The sequence below is a fragment of the Marivita sp. S6314 genome, assembly GCF_023015985.1.
Lineage (GTDB): Bacteria > Pseudomonadota > Alphaproteobacteria > Rhodobacterales > Rhodobacteraceae > Marivita.
Window position 1 is genome coordinate 553,646 of sequence record NZ_JALKAO010000003.1, and the last position, 16,878, is coordinate 570,523.

A 16,878-nucleotide genomic window follows, 5' to 3' on the forward strand; every position below is an offset into this window, starting at 1 on the left:
TGGGTCAAGAATCGCACTAGTATGGAACCTCGGCGCGAGAGGTCCGCCCCGGGGGGTACGATGAACAAGTATATTTTGGTCGCATTTGCCGTGATGGGCGTTGGGTTCTACGAACTGTCCGGCGGGTCTGATTTTGAACCTGGGTCCAATTCGCTTGTTGTCTTTGCCGATCCGAAACCGGTACCCCCGCGCCGCGAACCGCAACCTGTGGCCGTGACGCGCGCCAATATCCAACCCGCCGAACTGACCGAGATCGCGCCGGTGCGTGCGCCAGTGGAATCCGGGAACGCAACCGTTCTTGCAGGTCTCCCGCTGGCCGCCGTTGATCCGGACCCCGTTGCGCAAGACACTCCTGGGACGGCCGACGAAAGCGCTGCCGCACCAGAGATCGCCCTGCCGGAGCCAGAGCCGGAACCCGTGCGGGACCTGCGGTTTGTGGACGGGGATCGCGTGAACATGCGTGGCGGGCCGGGCACCAATTTTGCCGTGGTCGGAAAGCTGTTTCGCGATGATATGGTCGAAGTGCTGAAAGACGAGGGCAATGGCTGGCTTCACCTGCGCGTGTCGGCGACAGGCGACGAAGGCTGGATGGCTGATTGGCTTGTGACAGCTGCAAACTGACGTGACGCAAAAGACAATTCTGATCACCGGCTGTTCGTCTGGCATCGGTCTGGACACGGCGCGCAAGCTCCGGTCTGACGGATGGCGTGTGTTTGCATCTTGCCGGGCGGTTGAGGATTGCGACCGCCTGACCGCTGAGGGCTTCACCGCGCCACACCTTGATTACGAAGACCCCGACAGCATTGCGCGCTGTGCCAAAACGGTGCTGGATGCGGTGCAAGGCAGGCTGGACGCTGTCTTTCACAACGGAGCCTACGCGCTTCCCGGACCGCTTGAAGACATCCCGGCAGAGGGCATGCGCGCGCAGTTCGAAGCCAATTTTTTGGGGTGGCATGACCTGAACCGACATCTCATCCCCGCCATGCGGGCACAGGGGCAGGGGCGCATCCTGTTCAATTCGTCGGTGCTGGGTCTTGTGGGTATGAAATACCGGGGCCCCTATGTCGCCACCAAGTTCGCGCTTGAAGGCTATGCCGATGTTCTGCGCATGGAGATGGCCGAAACCGGTATTCAAATCGTCCTGATCGAACCCGGCCCTATTGAGACGGAGTTTCGCAAGAACGCCATCAAACAGTTTGAACGCTGGGTCGACTGGCGGTCATCGCCGCGCCGCGCGCAATATGAGGCGTCGCTGCTGGACTTGCTGCGCAAGGGCGGAAGTTCAAGCAAGCAATGGCCCGCATCTGCGGTGACGGATGTGGTTGTCAAAGCGCTGACGGCACCCCGCCCGAAAGCCCGCTACGGCGTGACCACCCCGACCCACGCCATGGCCGTTGCGCGCCGTCTTCTGCCGACGCGGGCGCTGGACTGGATTTTGTCGCAAGCCTGACTTTTCATTCGCTTTTGGCCGGGATACGGCTACATGCCGGTCAACACCTAGTCGAAAAGGGCTGCCACGCCATGATGAACGACCCTCTCTTTATCGTTGCCGCAATCGCCTGTCTGGCGGTGGTTGGCGTGCTTTTGTTCGGCATTGGCAGTTTCGCCAAGGGTGGTGACTTCAACAAGAAACACGCCAACAAAGCGATGCGCTGGCGGATCATTGCACAGTTTGTCGCTGTGGTTCTGATCCTGCTCTATGTCTGGCTGCGCGGAGAATAAACAATGGTTGTCCTTAACAAGATCTACACCAAAACCGGCGATGCTGGCGAAACCGCGCTGGGCAATGGCGCGCGCGTGGCCAAACACGCGATGCGGGTCACCGCCTACGGCACGACCGATGAACTGAACTCCATCGTGGGTCTGGCCCGGTTGCACGCCGACGGCGAAATGGACACGCTTTTGTCGCTGATCCAGAATGATTTGTTCGATCTGGGCGCCGATCTGTGCCGCCCTGACATGGAGAAAGACGCCGACGCCGAATACCCGCCTTTGCGCATGGTCACGGCACAGGTCGATCGCCTTGAAACCGAAATCGACGGCATGAATGCGCGCCTTGCACCCCTGCGCAGCTTTATCCTGCCCGGCGGGTCAGCGCTGTCTGCGTATTTGCACCAGTGCCGCACAGTCGCCCGCCGCGCCGAACGTCTGACGGTTGAACTGGCCACCATGGAAAGCGTGAACCCGGCGGCGGTGAAATATCTCAACCGTCTCAGCGATTGGTTCTTCGTCGCTGCGCGTATTGCCAATGATGATGGCAAAGCGGACGTGCTTTGGGTGCCCGGCGCAAATCGCTGACCCGTATTTCTTCGTTTTGAAAATACCGCGGGAGTGTGAGAGTGGAACCCTCACGCCCGCCGAAAGGCGGGCCGAACGCCCGCACCGACTGTGACGCTCAGCTGTCCTTGTCGGTCACGTTTTCCTTGAACGCGACCTCGAACGCCGCCTGTTTCTCGGCGCTGGCCTCGGTCTGGTGCTTGGCTTTCCATTCGTCAAACGGCATGCCGTAAAACGCTTCACGCGCCTGCGCCTTGTCCATGTCGATGCCACGCTCATTAGCGGCTTCCTGATACCAGCGGCTCAGACAATTGCGGCAAAACCCGGCAAGGTTCATCATGTCGATGTTCTGCGCGTCCGGGCGGTCCACGAGCAAATGGTGCCGCAGACGACGAAAGGCGGCGGCTTCGATTTCAAGTTGCGTCTGTTCGTCCATGAGAGGCTCCTGTGATTAGTCTGCTGTTTGCTCCAGCGCGGTGACCAGCAGTGGGGCCAGTCTTTGCCCCCAAGCCGTCTGCGCCGCTTCGGTTTCGATCAAGTCGTTCCGCAATTCGATAAGTGTGTTCAGTCGACCGTGATGCAAGGCATGCCGGTCAATTGCATCGCCGGGCAGATGGCCGGGATAGGGCTGATTGCGTCCGACCACCAGGTCCGGTTCGGCCTCCAAAGCGGCAATAAACGGGTCCGACAGGCGCGCATCATAGGCATGCAGCACGCCGATATGCCAGGGCCGGCTTGGGCGCGATTTAAGCTGTCTTGTGTAGGAGTGCACCGCAACAATCACCGTATCGTCGCGCCGCGCGGCCATGGCTTCCAAAGCCGTGTGGTACGGGCGGTAATAGGCATTCAAGCGACGCTGCATTTCCGCCTCGTCCGCATCGCGGTTTCCCGGAATCACCGATCCGTCATAAAGACGCATCAGGAGCGTGGGATCATCTTCCCCCCGATTTGGGTCGATCACGAGGCGGGAAAAATTCGACAGGATGGCCGGGGCGTTCAACGCATCTGCCAATGCGCGCGTCACACCTGCGGCGCCGGGATCGAACGCGATATGCCGTGCCATGTCTTCGTCGGGCAGGCCAAGGGTGCCGCCAAGATCGGGCGGAACGGTGTTGGTTGCATGATCACAGGTGATCAGCCAGCGCGAGTTGCGGGTTTCGCCGTGAAGGGTGTAGGGCTGGTACGTCATCGGTTTGTCATCTCCCGGGCGCATCAGATAGTTGAGTTGCGCGGGAAAGGGAATTGCGCAATAAGCGCGCGTGACCGTTAGCGGTAACATGAATAATCTGCGTGTCAACGGACGCCCGGTATGGAAAGAGGTCTTGCATGCAGAGCATGGGAACGACCCGCCCATCGCGCGGAACAGAATGAAGGACGGACCCGGAATGAGACGTTTGCGAAGTGTAAAAATCGTAGCCACCCTTGGGCCGGCATCCAGCACCTATGAGATGATCCGTGCGCTGCACGAAGCGGGTGCGGATGTGTTTCGTCTGAACATGAGCCATGGCAGCCATGAGGAGATTGCGGAACGTCACGCGATTATCCGCAAGGTCGAAAAGGATCTGGACAGCACAATCGGCATTCTGGCCGACCTGCAAGGCCCAAAATTGCGGGTTGGTGTGTTCGCCAACGGTGAAGAGGAATTGGTCGAAGGGGCCGCGTTCCGTCTTGATCTGGCCGAGGAAGAGGGCAGCCTTGAGCGCGTAACCCTGCCGCATCCCGAAATTTTTGCCGCGCTCGAAGAGGGCGCGCATCTTCTGGTCAATGACGGCAAGATCCGACTGAAGGTCGAACGCTGCGGCGCGGATTTCGCGGATTGCACCGTCATCACAGGCGGAACGATTTCGAATCGCAAAGGCGTCAACGTGCCGGACGTGGTTCTGCCTTTGGCGGCGCTGTCGGAAAAAGACCGTGATGATTTACAGTTTGTTTGCAAGCTGGGTGTCGATTGGGTCGCGCTGAGCTTTGTGCAGCGAGCCAAAGACGTCTGGGAAGCACGGGATCTGATTGACGGGCGCGCCGCCGTGTTGTCAAAGATTGAAAAGCCCGCAGCGGTCAAGGATTTCAATGAAATCCTGGATGCGTCCGACGGGATCATGGTGGCGCGTGGCGATCTGGGCGTTGAATTGCCGGTTCAGAACGTGCCACCGATCCAGAAACGCCTCGTCCGTCGCTGTCGCGCGGCGGCAAAGCCAGTGATTGTTGCGACCCAGATGCTGGAATCGATGATCGAAAGCCCGATGCCCACACGCGCCGAAGTGTCTGACGTGGCGACCGCGATTTACGAAGGGTCGGATGCGATCATGTTGTCGGCAGAATCCGCGGCAGGGGACTATCCGGTCGAAGCCGTCACAACGATGAACAACGTGGCGATCGAGGTCGAAAACGACCCCACCTATACCGAGATTATCGAAGCATCGCGCACCGCCAAGCGCCAGACCGTGGCTGACGGCATCGTTGCAGCGGCCCGCGAGATTGCAGAAACCACCGACATCAAGGCGATCTGCTGTTTCACATCGTCCGGCACAACCGCATATCTGACCGCGCGCGAACGTCCTCGGGTTCCGATCATTGCGATGACCAGCTCTGTCACCACCGCGCGTCAGCTGGCGCTGACCTGGGGCACCGAATGCGTGCTGACCGGTGAATTGGAGCGCTTTAAACAGGCTGTGGTGAACGCCGCCCGCGCGGCGCGGGCCGGCGGGTATGCGGATGAAGGAGATCAGATCCTGGTGACGGCAGGCGTGCCGTTCAATACACCGGGCACAACCAACATTTTGCGCGTGGCCCCATGCGACGAACGTTTGATCTACAACACCGATCCAGAGTAGCGTTTCCAAAGATGTAATTGGTTTGGAGTGTCTTGCATGGAGATGGACACACTTTTTGTGATTGGTCTGGTTCTGGGTGTTCTGAGTGTTCCTGCCATCGTCTCGGCCATTTCGAATGGCCAGCGTCCGCGCATTGCGACGATCACGCTGATGATCGCAGGCGGGCTGGTGGTGTACGCGATGTCCAAAAAGCCCGGGGGCTACTCGTTTGACGAGATCCCGGGCATCGTGGCGCGTGTTCTGAGCTCTTTCACCTGACCGCACGCTGCAAAGCGCTTGCATCACAGCCAAAGCCCGCCTATACGGCGCGCTCTACCCGCACGGCCGGTCGAAATGGCATACCGAGTCGCGCGTTCACCGTAAGACCATAGGAGACGGAAATGCCGAAGATGAAGACAAAATCGAGCTGCAAAAAGCGGTTCAAGGTGACGGCCACGGGTCGCATCCTCGCTGGTCAGGCAGGCAAACGCCACGGCATGATCAAGCGGTCCAAGAAATTCATCCGCGATGCGCGCGGAACCACCACGCTGTCGAAGGCTGATGAGCAAATCATCAAGCCAATGATGCCCTACGCGCGCTAAGGAGAATTTGACATGTCCCGAGTAAAAGGCGGAACCACGACCCACGCCCGTCACAAGAAGGTCATCAAGGCGGCAAAAGGCTATTACGGCCGTCGCAAGAACACCTTCAAAGTCGCCCGTCAGGCGGTTGATAAAGCCAACCAGTACGCCACACGCGACCGCAAGAACCGCAAGCGCAATTTCCGCGCGCTGTGGATTCAGCGGATCAACGCGGCTGTGCGCGCACATGACGAAGCATTGACATATTCCCGCTTCATCAACGGCCTCACATTGGCTGGCATCGAAGTAGACCGGAAAGTTCTGGCTGATCTGGCCGTGCACGAGCCCGACGCGTTCAACGCGATTGTCGATCAGGCCAAAGGCGCGCTGGCTGCTTAAGTCGCGTCACAAAGGAATAGAAAAAGCCCCGCTGTCCGCAGCGGGGCTTTTTTTTGTGCGCGGGGTCCTATTGCGAAAAAAAGCAGCCCTGACGGGCCGCTCATTATTCACGCGCGATATGGCGCTGTTTCAGTCGAGGATAACGTCGAAGTCAACGCGGCGCTCGCTCAGGCCGGGCTGACCTGCAAGTACGGTCGGTTTCGAATGCGCGGCGATAATGATCTGCTCCGCTTCAAATCCGGCACCGACCAGCGAACTCATCAAGGCAACCGCGCGCAAACGTGCGGTTGCGGGTGTCTCGCCGGACCCAAGATCATCGGAATACTGCCCTATCACACGAAGCCGCGCGTCGGGGCAGGCGCTGGCCTTGGAGGCAAGCTCGACTACCGCGGGCAGGCCGTCGGAGGGTGCTGTGATCGAGCGGGGCGAATAGAACAGCTTTGTTTGCGCAACTGCAGCCTGCAGCTGAACAACGCATGTTGGCAGAAGGCCGGAATAGGTTTGGTTTGTCTGAGTAAACCCGGCGGTCAGCGCAATTTCCCGCACTTCGAATTCGACGCGGCGGTCGTAGTAGGCGTTGGATTGCGCACCCGACAGACCCGACGGCTCTTTGCTCCCCATGCCAACGGCCCGGAAGCGGGTGATGTCAATGCCCGCAGCGCCCACACGTTGCAGGACAGCTTCGGCCCGTTGCTGGCTCAGGCGCAGATTTGCGTCGGGGTCACCGGATGGGTCCGAATGGCCTTCCACAATGATTTCCACATTGGTGCAGTCCTGCGCGACCAGACCGATCAGCCGGGCCTGCGCCAGTCCGGCATCCTCGCCGGTCAAGCCACCGCTGGGGAAATAGATACGGGCGTCTTGTGCCAGAACCCGAAGGTCTTCGATGCAGGACCGATCCTGCGCCAGTTTCGCTTGTGCGGCCCCAAAGAACGCACCCGGATCAGATGTCGGGCTGATCTCGGTGTTGGGGTTGACGGACACTTTTTGCGGCGCAAGCGGCTGAACCGGGTCAGGTTGCGGCGTGACCACTGCGGGCTGCACAATTGATGGTTCGGTTTGCTGCAGTAACTGTGGCACAGGATCAGCCTGAGGCTGAACCACCGCCGCGCTGTCCAGTGGTGTAATCCCGGCGGATTGCTGGCCAACCGCCACCGGGTTCTGCGTCACGGTTCGTGTGACTTCAGGAGCCACGACCGCAGTTGACACGGGTGCGGCAGCTTCTGTTGTATCTCGTGGTGAAAAATCAATGACCCCGGTTGCGGCCAAAACAATTGCTGTCGATGGCGCGAACCACGGCAAATGCTCTTTGATAAGACGTAATGACATGCTCTTCCCCCAGAACTGTGCTGCTTCGTGAGCGTTTACTCGCTCAACATCTTGACGTTATTCTGCCCATTGCTGCTGAATTTTGGGGTGCGGTCAACATCTATGTGGCAAAGAATGGCCGATCCCAACAAAAAACTTGCGCGCTGTTGTCAAACGACAAGGCGCGGAAAGAATCGCGCCTGATTTTTGGGCTGTCTTGCGTCCAAGCCATGCCCGGTCTAGGGAAGCACAAACCTGTCCGGAGGGTGATATGGACGATCTGCGCGACAAATATATTGGCCTGATTGCAGGCGCGGGGGACGAAGCGACCCTTGAGGAATTGCGCGTGCAAGCGGTCGGCAAAAAGGGCGAGATCAGCCTGAAGATGCGCGAACTTGGAAAGATGACCCCCGAAGAGCGCCAGGTCGCGGGACCGGCCCTGAACGCATTGAAGGACGAAATCAATTCGGCACTGTCGGCCAAGAAAGCTGCCTTGGAAGATGCCGCGCTGGACGAACGGCTGCGGGGCGAGTGGCTCGACGTGACTCTGCCGGGCCGCACGGGCCGTCATGGCTCCATTCATCCGATCAGCCAGGTGACAGAAGAGGTCACGGCGATCTTTGCCGATATGGGCTTTTCGGTTGCCGAAGGCCCGCAGATCGACAGCGACTGGTACAACTTCGATGCGCTGAACATCCCCGGCCATCACCCGGCGCGGGCGGAAATGGACACGTTCTATATGCATCGCGCCGAGGGCGACAATCGCCCGCCGCACGTGCTGCGCACGCACACGTCGCCGGTTCAGATCCGGTCAATGGAAAAGCACGGCGCGCCGATCCGCATTATCGCACCCGGTCGCGTGTACCGCGCGGATTATGACCAGACGCACACGCCCATGTTCCATCAGGTCGAAGGCTTGGCCATCGACACGGATATTTCGATGGCGAACCTGAAATGGGTCCTGGAAGAGTTCGTCAAAGCCTATTTCGAAGTGGATGACGTGGAACTGCGATTCCGCGCGTCGCACTTCCCGTTCACCGAACCGTCGGCCGAGGTTGATATCCGCTGTTCCTGGGAAGGCGGCACGCTAAAGGTCGGCGAAGGCGATGACTGGCTGGAAATCCTGGGCTCTGGCATGGTGCATCCGAAGGTGTTGCAGAATGCGGGTGTTGATCCCGAGATCTATCAGGGCTTTGCCTTTGGCGTCGGCATCGACCGGATTGCGATGCTGAAATATGGCATCCCCGACCTGCGTGCATTCTTTGATTCAGACCTCCGCTGGCTGCGCCACTATGGCTTCAGCGCGCTGGATGTCCCGACATTGCACGGCGGGCTTAGCACTTGATCGCGTGAACCGGATTCATATCCGGCACGGTACTGGATTGCCGGGCAGGTGCCCGGCCTACAGGAAGACGACACAATGAAATTCACCCTCTCCTGGCTAAAAAAACACCTCGACACAGACGCTTCGGTTGATGAGATCGCCTATGCGCTCACCGATCTTGGGCTTGAGGTGGAAGGCATCACCAACCCCGCTGAGCGGCTCAAGACCTTTACGCTGGCCAAGGTGACCCATGCCGAACAGCACCCCGATGCGGACCGTCTGCGCGTCTGTACGGTGGCGACGGATGAAGGCGACAAGCAGATCGTCTGCGGCGCACCAAATGCGCGCGAGGGCATCACGGTCGTTCTGGCCAAGCCGGGTGACTACGTGCCGGGAATTGATGTGACGCTCAGCGTTGGCAAAATTCGCGGCGTTGAGAGCCATGGGATGATGGCATCTGAGCGTGAGCTGGAATTGAGCGACGAGCATGACGGCATCATCGAACTGCCCTCGGGCGAGATCGGCGAGCGATTTGTCGATTGGCTGGCGCAGAACGATCCGGCCAAGGTTGACCCGGTGATCGAGATTGCCATTACGCCGAACCGCCCGGATGCCTTGGGTGTGCAGGGGATTGCGCGCGATCTTGCGGCGCGGGGGCTGGGCACGCTTAAAACCAGTTCCGTTGACCCGGTCCCGGCACAGGCCGAGGCGGGGATTTCTGTGTCGATTGATGAAGACACGCTGGATGGATGCCCGCTGTTCTGTGGGCGTGTGATCCGGGGCGTCAAGAACGGCCCAAGCCCGGCCTGGCTGCAGGACCTGTTGCGGGCCATCGGGTTGCGCCCGATCAACTTTCTTGTCGATGTGACCAACTATTTTACCTATGATCGCAACCGCCCTTTGCACGTGTTCGACATGGCCAAAGTGCATGGCAACCTGCGCGTCCACCGTGCGGCAGGCGGTGAAGAATTGCTTGCGCTAGATGGAAAAACCTACACCTTCCAGCCCGGTCAGATGGTCATTTCCGATGACAAGGGCCCCGAGAGCATTGCCGGTGTCATGGGCGGTGAAGAGACCGGGTGTACCGATGAAACCACAGATGTGTTTGTCGAAAGCGCATATTGGGATCCGATCCAGACCGCCTATACGGGCCGCGCGTTGAAGATCAATTCCGACGCGCGTTACCGGTTCGAACGCGGTGTCGATCCGGCATTCACACCCGAAGGACTGGACCTGGCAGTGCGCATGATCCTTGATCACGCTGGTGGAGAGGCCTCCGAGATGATCGTGGCAGGCGCTGTTCCGGATGTGAGCCGTGCCTACAAACTGGATCCGGCGCGGGTGATTTCGCTGGTCGGAATGGACATTCCCGAGGCCGAGCAACGCCAGACCCTGACGGCATTGGGTTTCCGGCTTGAAGGCAACATGGCGCATGTGCCGTCCTGGCGTCCGGATGTGATGGGCGAGGCTGATCTGGTGGAAGAGGTCGCGCGTGTGGCGTCTTTGACGAAGCTGGAAGGCAAGCCTTTGCCACGCACCCATCCCGGTGTGCCCAAGCCGATCCTGTCACCCATGCAGCGCCGCGAACGCGCCGCGCGGCGGACCGCGGCGGCTTTGGGCTACAATGAATGCGTGACCTACAGCTTCATCGACAAAGACGCGGCAACGCTGTTTGGCGGTGGCGATGATGCGTCGATGCTGGCCAATCCGATCAGTTCGGAAATGAGCCATATGCGCCCGGCTTTGTTGCCCGGTCTGCTGCAGGCCGCGGCCCGCAATCAGGCGCGTGGATTCATGGATGTCGCGTTGTTCGAACTTGGTCACGCCTTCCACGGGGGCGAGCCCGGAGAGCAGCATCTGCTGATCTCGGGTCTGCTGGTGGGACGGTCCGGCCCTAAAGATGTGCACGGGACATCGCGTCCTGTCGATGTGTTTGATGCCAAGGCAGACGCCGAAGCGGTTCTTGCCGCCATGGGCGCGCCGGCCAAATCGCAGATCCGCCGGGGGGCCCGCGAATGGTGGCATCCGGGGCGTCACGGCATGATTTGTCTTGGCCCGAAGAAAGTCCTGGGTATCTTCGGTGAACTTCACCCCAAAGTGCTCAAGGCGATGGATATCAAAGGCCCGGCCGTGGCCTTCACGCTGTGGCCAGAGGAAATTCCGATGCCGCGCAAGTCCGGCGCGACGCGTCCCGCGCTTGTCCTGAATGATCTGCAGGCGGTTGAACGCGACTTTGCGTTTGTGGTCAACAGCGATGTGGCCGCGCTTGATCTGGTGAATGCGGCAGCCGGTGCAGACAAGGCGTTGATCGCGGATGTGCGGGTGTTTGACGAATTCATCGGCGGCAGTCTTGGTGAGGGCAAGAAATCGCTTGCGATCACCGTGCGGCTGCAACCCACCACGTCGACACTGAAAGAAGCGGATATCGAGGCGGTCGGTCAGAAGATTGTCGAGAAGGTCGAAAAAGCAACCGGTGGTACGCTGCGGGGGTGACATGCGGGTTGGGGCAAGCGCTGTCCGACCTACCGCTTGGGGTTCGTTAAAAACTCCGCCAGCAGATCATAGACCACGCGAATGCGCCGGCTTGTGTGCAGTTCCCGGTGTGTGACCAGCCAGATCGGGAACTCGACCGGTGTGGCGTCTGGCACAACCATTTCCATCCCCGGTGTCGCCGCGCCGACCTCGTCGAACATGACGGACAATCCAAACCCATCTTTCGCCAGACCCCAGGCCACAAGCCCGTTTGCAGACCCGATCCGAAAATTCTCGGGCCGCAGAGCGAGACCGCGCTCTTTGAGGAATGCGATCATCTGGGCCGGATCGCCAAAGCTGATGAAGTCATGCTGCTCCATGTCCGACAGCGTTTTGGGACGCCCGCGGCGGTTCAGGTAATCAGTCGAGCCGTAGAAGCGCGCCCGTGCGTTTTGGACAAGCCGCGCGATCAGGTCAGGCTGATCCGGGCGCACATGGCGCACGGCAATGTCGGCTTCGCGGCGCAGGATATCGCGAATGTCGTTCGTGGCGACAAGATCAATGTGCAGTTTGGGTGCCACCTCGCGCAGCCGGTGTAGCGCAGGCGGCAGCACATAGGCGGTCATCACATCGCTGGCAGTGATCCTGACCTGACCTTCGATATCCTGTGCCTGTCCGCTGGCTGCGATGGCAATGCGATCCGCCGCATCGCCCATGCGCCGCGCGTGTTCAAGCAGTTGCGCCCCGGCCTCCGTCAACCTGAGCGACCGGCCAACCCGTTCGAACAGCATCACCGACAGGTCGTCCTCCAATGCGGCAACCTGACGGCTGAGGGTCGGTTGGGTAAGGCCCAGCTTGCGCGCCGCCGCCGACAGCGACCCCGTCTCTGCCGTGGCAAGGAAGGAGGCAATGTGGGACCAGTCGAAGCGGCGCAAGCTATTCATACGAATATGTATAACGGTACTGCGAATTTCGGCAATTTATAGATTAATCGCGTATGTGTATCTGGGTGTCATTCAAGGAGACACATCATGTATCAAACTGCTTCATTTTGGGATGGCATTGCAGAGAAATATGCAAAGACGCCGATTAAAGACAATCAATCCTACGCGTATACGCTCGACAGAACGCGGTCGTACCTGCGTCCCGAGGACCGGATGCTTGAAATCGGGTGCGGCACCGGGTCGACCGCCTTGGAACTGGCCCCCCAGGTCGCGCATATCGTGGCAACCGATATTTCCGACGCGATGTTGTCCAAAGGCCGGACCAAAGCGGCGGAGCAAGGCATCGGCAATGTCGAGTTCGCCCAAGCCGATGCGGAACACGCACCCAGTGGCCCGTTTGACGTTGTCACGGCGTTTAACCTTTTGCATCTGGTCGAGGATATCGACGCGACATTGGCCGAGATCCACCAACGCGTGCAGCCCGGTGGCCTGTTCATCTCCAAGACGTTCTGCATGCCGGACCGATTTGGATTGCTGACGCTGATGATGCATATTGGCGTGCCCGTGATGCAGTTTTTTGGCAAGGCACCCTATGTGGCGCATCTCAAAGCATCTGATCTGGACGCGGCCCTTGTCCGCGCCGGTTTCACAATTATCGAAGTCGGTCAGGGACCCACCAAAGATCCCCGCCGCTATCTGGTTGCCCGGCGGGAACAATGATTGGACTCGGTGGAAATCTGGGCTACCCCTGCCTGAAAGAAGGGGAAGAACTCATGGGTCTCAAAGTCTATTTGTCCGGCGAAATTCACACCGACTGGCGTGAACAGATCATTGATGCGTGTGACGGGTTGGAGGTGTCGTTCGACAGCCCGGTGACCGATCACGACGCAAGCGATGATTGCGGTGTGGCGATCCTCGGAGCGGAGGACAACAAGTACTGGCACGACCACAAAGGCGCGATGGTCAATGCGATCCGGACCCGCAAGGGCATTGCGGATGCGGATGTCGTGGTGGTGCGGTTCGGCGAAAAGTACAAACAGTGGAACGCAGCCTTTGACGCAGGCTATGCCAGCGCGTTGGGCAAGTCGCTGATCATTCTGCAGCAACCCGAGCATGACCACCCGTTAAAGGAAGTGGACGCAGCCGCATTGGCCGTGGCGCGCACACCGCAGCAAGTGGCCCAGATCCTGCGCTACGTGCTGACGGGGTCCCTGCCGGGGTGATCCGGGTCTGCAAAAGCGGGTTCTGAAAGTCGCATTTTGCGGCAACGATCCGCAATTTCCCCGTGTCTGAAATGCGGTGACGTGACAATCGGATGTGGATCGGTAACCTGCAATCACGTTGGCGAAACGGCCGGCGGCGTACCAACACGAGGGAACAAGTAATGATTCAAGAATTCAAGGATTTCATCGCCAAAGGCAATGTCATGGACATGGCGGTTGGCATCATCATCGGTGCCGCATTTACGGCCATCGTCACATCGCTGGTGGGCGATCTGATCAACCCGATTATCGCGCTCTTTACCGGCGGGATTGATTTCTCGGGGTGGTTCTACACGCTGGATGGCAGTGAGCATGCGTCCTTGGCTGCCGCACAAGAGGCCGGTGCCGCCGTCTTTGCGATTGGCAATTTCATCATGGCCGTGATCAATTTCCTGATCATCGCGTTTGTCGTGTTCCTTCTGGTCAAGATGGTGAACCGGATCAAGGAAGCGGCAGAAAAGCCCGATGATGTGGCACCAGAAGTGGACACAGGCCCAAGCGAACTGGATGTTCTGCTGGAAATCCGCGACGCCCTGAAAAAAGGCTGAACCACAGCCCGAGGTGTCCCGCCGGGGCACCTTTATTCGTGTTCGGGACCGGCTCCTGTTGATACGTCAGTTCGTTGCGATAGATGCTGAGGCATCAGAATTGCAAGGCGCACGACATGTCCCAAACCCCCATCTTATGGTCTTTCAGACGCTGCCCCTACGCCATGCGCGCGCGGATGGCTGTTCTGAGTGCCGGGGTACCGGTGACCCTGCACGAGATCGTCTTGCGCGACAAACCCGCCGCTTTTCTTGACACATCACCGTCGGCAACAGTGCCGTGCCTTGCGGTTGCGGATACCGTCTTGGACGAAAGTCTGGATATCATGGTCTGGGCGTTGAAGCAGAACGACCCAGAGCACCTGTTGGACATGCCGCAAGACGGGTGGGACCTGATCCAGGACAACGATGGCCCGTTCAAACAGGCTTTGGATCACACCAAATACGCCACCCGGTATGCGGACCTTGATCCGGATGCCGAACGCGCCAAGGCGGTGCGGTTTCTGATGCAACTGGATATGCGATTGACGGACCACGCGTACCTTGTGGCGGATCACGCGACGCTGGCGGACCTCGCGATCTTTCCGTTTGTCCGTCAATTCGCACATATTGATCGCGCGTGGTTTGATGCGCAGCCTTGGCCGCATTTGGCGGCGTGGCTGACGCGGTACACCGACAGCGCGCGCTTTACACAGGCGATGACAAAGTACCCGCCCTGGAAGGACGGGGACGCGCCGGTCCTGTTCGGCGCGCCCTAGCTGCGCGCGGTGTCAGGCGGCCCTGAGCACCAGCTGCGGCGACGTCACGTCGATCCCGAGTGCTTTACCAACAGCATAGTAGGTCAGTTTCCCGGCATGCACGTTCAGCCCGTTCAACAGGTGCGGATCATCCGCGCAGGCCTGCCGCCAGCCCTTATCGGCCAAGGCCAGCATGTAGGGCATCGTCGCGTTGCCCAACGCGATAGTAGAGGTGCGTGCCACGGCACCGGGCATATTGGCGACGCAATAGTGAATGATGCCATCCACATCGTAGATCGGGTCCTGATGCGTGGTGGCCCGGGAGGTTTCAAAACACCCGCCCTGATCAATGGCCACATCCACCAGAACCGACCCGGGTTTGAGAAGTGACAGTTGGTCCCGGCTGACCAGCTTGGGCGCGGCAGCGCCCGGGATCAGAACCGCGCCGATGATCATGTCCATGCGGGGCAGCAGCTCTTCCACCGCGGCCTTGTCGGAATATTGCGTGGTCAGACGTCCCATGAAGACATCGTCCAGATAAGACAGGCGCGGGACCGACCGGTCCAGAACGGTGACATTGGCCCCCATGCCAACGGCCACGCGCGCGGCGGCCGCACCGACAACGCCGCCACCGATGATCGCCACGTTGGCGGGGCGCACGCCGGGCACGCCGCCCATCAGAACACCGCTGCCGCCATTGGCCTTCTGAAGCGCCCACGCACCGCTTTGGGGTGCAAGACGCCCTGCAACTTCCGACATCGGCGCCAGCAAGGGCAGGCCACCGGCATCGTCTGTCACGGTCTCATAAGCGATCGCCGTACAGCCTGATTCCAGAAGGTCATTGGTTTGTTCGGGGTCAGGGGCAAGATGGAGGTACGTGAACAAAAGCTGCCCTTCGCGCAGCATCTTGCGTTCGACCGGTTGTGGTTCTTTGACCTTTACGATCATGTCGGCGCTGGCGAACACGTCTTCGGCTGTATCTGCGATAGCCGCGCCAGCCGCCCGATACGTGTCATCATCAAAGCCCGCACCAATGCCGGCACCGCTTTCCACAAGGACGTCATGTCCATGTGCAATGGCTTCCTGAGCCGCGCTTGGGGTCAATCCGACGCGGAACTCTTGCGGTTTGATTTCACGCGGGCATCCGATTTTCATGGGTCTCTCCTCCTGATCTCCACTTCTTAGCATGATCCTGTTGCGGTGAAATTTGGTCTGGAATTGTGGCGCAATGCGCTCCATCATTCGAAGAATCTTCGACCAATCACTCGTTTATTGAAAGAGATCGCGGCTAATGGCGCTGGATGACATGGATCGGCGGATTTTGCGGGTGCTTCAAACCAAGGGCCGCATATCCAACGCGGAACTGGCGGATGTGGTGCATTTGTCGGCGTCTGCGTGTCACCGCAGGGTCCAAAGGCTAGAGGCGGATGGATATATTCGGGACTATGTCGCGTTGTTGAATGCCCGAAAGCTGGGGATGCCGACAACGGTGTTTGTCGAGATAACGCTCAACGGTCAGGCGGATGAAATCCTTGACGCATTTGAAAAGGCGGTATCGCGGGTGCCCGACGTTCTGGAATGCCATCTGATGGCCGGATCGGCGGATTACATTCTAAAGGTCGTTGCGGAAGACACCGAAGATTTTGCCCGCATTCACCGCCAGTATCTGACCCGATTGCCCGGCGTCGCGCAGATGCAAAGCTCCTTCGCGCTGCGCACCGTGTTCAAGACAACCGCGCTTCCGGTCTGAAAATGTGATAGACTGACCCCGCAAAGGGAGATGGATCATGGGTGAGAGAACCGGATACGTCGCGTGGTCAGAACTGATGACGCGCGATACGAAAGCGGCGTGTGACTACTACGCGGAAACCTGCGGCTGGACATTTGACACGATGAAAATGGATGGCGGTCAGGACTATTTCATCGCAATGCAGGACGGCAAGGGCGTTGCCGGGATCATGGATATCGCGGGCATCCCGAATTACGAAGACACGCCCGCGCATTGGTTTACGTATCTTGGGGTGTCGGACGTCGATGCGCAGGTGGCAAAAACGTCCCAAATGGGCGGAACCGTGTTGCGACCTCCCTTTGACGTGCCGGGCATCGGTCGGATTGCGATTGTCATGGATCCGGGCGGCGCAGCCTTTGGATTTATCACCGAAGCGGACGGGCCATCGTAGACTGTTTGTCTCTGGTCCGAGTTGCCGATAAGGTAGGGA

The 16,878-nt window shown here is 59.4% G+C and carries 21 protein-coding genes; 16 read left to right on the top strand and 5 right to left on the bottom strand.

All coding sequences use genetic code 11. The annotated features are described in order from the left end of the window. Positions 1-60 precede the first annotated feature (60 nt). From MWU54_RS11280 to MWU54_RS11295, 4 genes are all read left to right on the top strand, one after another. Positions 61-621, top strand: a complete 561-nt coding sequence (locus tag MWU54_RS11280) for an SH3 domain-containing protein (RefSeq protein WP_247083429.1) — start codon at positions 61-63, stop codon at positions 619-621. Between the two features lies 1 nt (position 622). Then, on the top strand, positions 623-1,450 hold the full coding sequence (locus MWU54_RS11285; protein WP_247083438.1) for an SDR family NAD(P)-dependent oxidoreductase: 828 nt from the start codon (positions 623-625) through the stop codon (positions 1,448-1,450). 71 nt (positions 1,451-1,521) lie between these two features. Further along, the gene (locus tag MWU54_RS11290) at positions 1,522-1,722 is read left to right on the top strand and encodes a twin transmembrane helix small protein (RefSeq protein ID WP_247083440.1); all 201 of its coding nucleotides are present in this window, start codon (positions 1,522-1,524) and stop codon (positions 1,720-1,722) included. Positions 1,723-1,725: 3 nt separating this feature from the next. Next, a complete protein-coding gene (locus MWU54_RS11295) occupies positions 1,726-2,298 on the top strand; it encodes a cob(I)yrinic acid a,c-diamide adenosyltransferase (protein WP_247083443.1) in 573 nt (190 codons plus the stop codon). Positions 2,299-2,395: 97 nt separating this feature from the next. On the opposite strand, the gene MWU54_RS11300 is transcribed toward MWU54_RS11295, so the two are convergent. Continuing rightward, a complete protein-coding gene (locus MWU54_RS11300; RefSeq protein ID WP_247083445.1) occupies positions 2,396-2,713 on the bottom strand; it encodes a DUF1244 domain-containing protein in 318 nt (105 codons plus the stop codon). 15 nt (positions 2,714-2,728) lie between these two features. Continuing rightward, positions 2,729-3,466, bottom strand: a complete 738-nt coding sequence (locus MWU54_RS11305) for an N-formylglutamate amidohydrolase (RefSeq protein ID WP_247083447.1) — start codon at positions 3,464-3,466, stop codon at positions 2,729-2,731. A gap of 196 nt (positions 3,467-3,662) precedes the next feature. On the opposite strand from MWU54_RS11305, the gene pyk reads away from it, so the two are divergent. The 4 genes from pyk to rplT all read left to right on the top strand — a co-directional run bounded on the left by pyk (position 3,663) and on the right by rplT (position 6,067). Next, a complete protein-coding gene (pyk, locus tag MWU54_RS11310; RefSeq protein ID WP_247083449.1) occupies positions 3,663-5,108 on the top strand; it encodes a pyruvate kinase in 1,446 nt (481 codons plus the stop codon). A gap of 36 nt (positions 5,109-5,144) precedes the next feature. Then, the gene (locus MWU54_RS11315; protein ID WP_247083451.1) at positions 5,145-5,366 is read left to right on the top strand and encodes a hypothetical protein; all 222 of its coding nucleotides are present in this window, start codon (positions 5,145-5,147) and stop codon (positions 5,364-5,366) included. A gap of 122 nt (positions 5,367-5,488) precedes the next feature. Next, a complete protein-coding gene (gene rpmI / locus MWU54_RS11320; RefSeq protein ID WP_247083454.1) occupies positions 5,489-5,689 on the top strand; it encodes a 50S ribosomal protein L35 in 201 nt (66 codons plus the stop codon). A 12-nt stretch (positions 5,690-5,701) separates the two neighbouring features. Further along, positions 5,702-6,067: a 50S ribosomal protein L20 gene (gene rplT, locus MWU54_RS11325; protein WP_247083456.1), complete on the top strand. Its 366-nt coding sequence runs from the start codon at positions 5,702-5,704 to the stop codon at positions 6,065-6,067. Positions 6,068-6,196: 129 nt separating this feature from the next. On the opposite strand, the gene MWU54_RS11330 is transcribed toward rplT, so the two are convergent. Continuing rightward, entirely contained in the window at positions 6,197-7,237 is a 1,041-nt protein-coding gene (locus MWU54_RS11330; protein WP_247083457.1) for an OmpA family protein, read from the bottom strand. A gap of 409 nt (positions 7,238-7,646) precedes the next feature. On the opposite strand from MWU54_RS11330, the gene pheS reads away from it, so the two are divergent. Then, positions 7,647-8,720 carry a phenylalanine--tRNA ligase subunit alpha gene (gene pheS / locus MWU54_RS11335; protein ID WP_247083472.1) on the top strand — a complete coding sequence of 358 codons (1,074 nt, stop codon included), beginning with the start codon at positions 7,647-7,649 and terminating at the stop codon, positions 8,718-8,720. A gap of 75 nt (positions 8,721-8,795) precedes the next feature. Continuing rightward, on the top strand, positions 8,796-11,192 hold the full coding sequence (gene pheT, locus MWU54_RS11340) for a phenylalanine--tRNA ligase subunit beta (RefSeq protein ID WP_247083474.1): 2,397 nt from the start codon (positions 8,796-8,798) through the stop codon (positions 11,190-11,192). A 29-nt stretch (positions 11,193-11,221) separates the two neighbouring features. Here the strand turns inward: pheT and MWU54_RS11345 are convergent, their stop codons facing one another. Further along, positions 11,222-12,115, bottom strand: a complete 894-nt coding sequence (locus MWU54_RS11345; protein ID WP_247083476.1) for a LysR family transcriptional regulator — start codon at positions 12,113-12,115, stop codon at positions 11,222-11,224. 87 nt (positions 12,116-12,202) lie between these two features. Here MWU54_RS11345 and MWU54_RS11350 point away from each other — a divergent pair, with 87 nt between their 5' ends. The 4 genes from MWU54_RS11350 to MWU54_RS11365 all read left to right on the top strand — a co-directional run bounded on the left by MWU54_RS11350 (position 12,203) and on the right by MWU54_RS11365 (position 14,680). Continuing rightward, positions 12,203-12,835: a class I SAM-dependent methyltransferase gene (locus tag MWU54_RS11350; protein ID WP_247083478.1), complete on the top strand. Its 633-nt coding sequence runs from the start codon at positions 12,203-12,205 to the stop codon at positions 12,833-12,835. 53 nt (positions 12,836-12,888) lie between these two features. Next, on the top strand, positions 12,889-13,338 hold the full coding sequence (locus MWU54_RS11355) for a YtoQ family protein (RefSeq protein WP_247084028.1): 450 nt from the start codon (positions 12,889-12,891) through the stop codon (positions 13,336-13,338). Between the two features lie 161 nt (positions 13,339-13,499). Continuing rightward, positions 13,500-13,925: a large conductance mechanosensitive channel protein MscL gene (mscL, locus tag MWU54_RS11360; protein ID WP_247083481.1), complete on the top strand. Its 426-nt coding sequence runs from the start codon at positions 13,500-13,502 to the stop codon at positions 13,923-13,925. A 116-nt stretch (positions 13,926-14,041) separates the two neighbouring features. Beyond that, the gene (locus tag MWU54_RS11365) at positions 14,042-14,680 is read left to right on the top strand and encodes a glutathione S-transferase (protein ID WP_247083490.1); all 639 of its coding nucleotides are present in this window, start codon (positions 14,042-14,044) and stop codon (positions 14,678-14,680) included. Positions 14,681-14,692: 12 nt separating this feature from the next. Here the strand turns inward: MWU54_RS11365 and ald are convergent, their stop codons facing one another. Further along, entirely contained in the window at positions 14,693-15,814 is a 1,122-nt protein-coding gene (gene ald, locus MWU54_RS11370) for an alanine dehydrogenase (protein ID WP_247083492.1), read from the bottom strand. Positions 15,815-15,950: 136 nt separating this feature from the next. Here ald and MWU54_RS11375 point away from each other — a divergent pair, with 136 nt between their 5' ends. Both MWU54_RS11375 and MWU54_RS11380 read left to right on the top strand, forming a co-directional pair. Then, a complete protein-coding gene (locus tag MWU54_RS11375; RefSeq protein ID WP_247083494.1) occupies positions 15,951-16,409 on the top strand; it encodes an Lrp/AsnC family transcriptional regulator in 459 nt (152 codons plus the stop codon). Between the two features lie 37 nt (positions 16,410-16,446). Further along, positions 16,447-16,839: a VOC family protein gene (locus tag MWU54_RS11380; RefSeq protein WP_247083496.1), complete on the top strand. Its 393-nt coding sequence runs from the start codon at positions 16,447-16,449 to the stop codon at positions 16,837-16,839. The last annotated feature ends 39 nt before the right edge of the window (positions 16,840-16,878 follow it).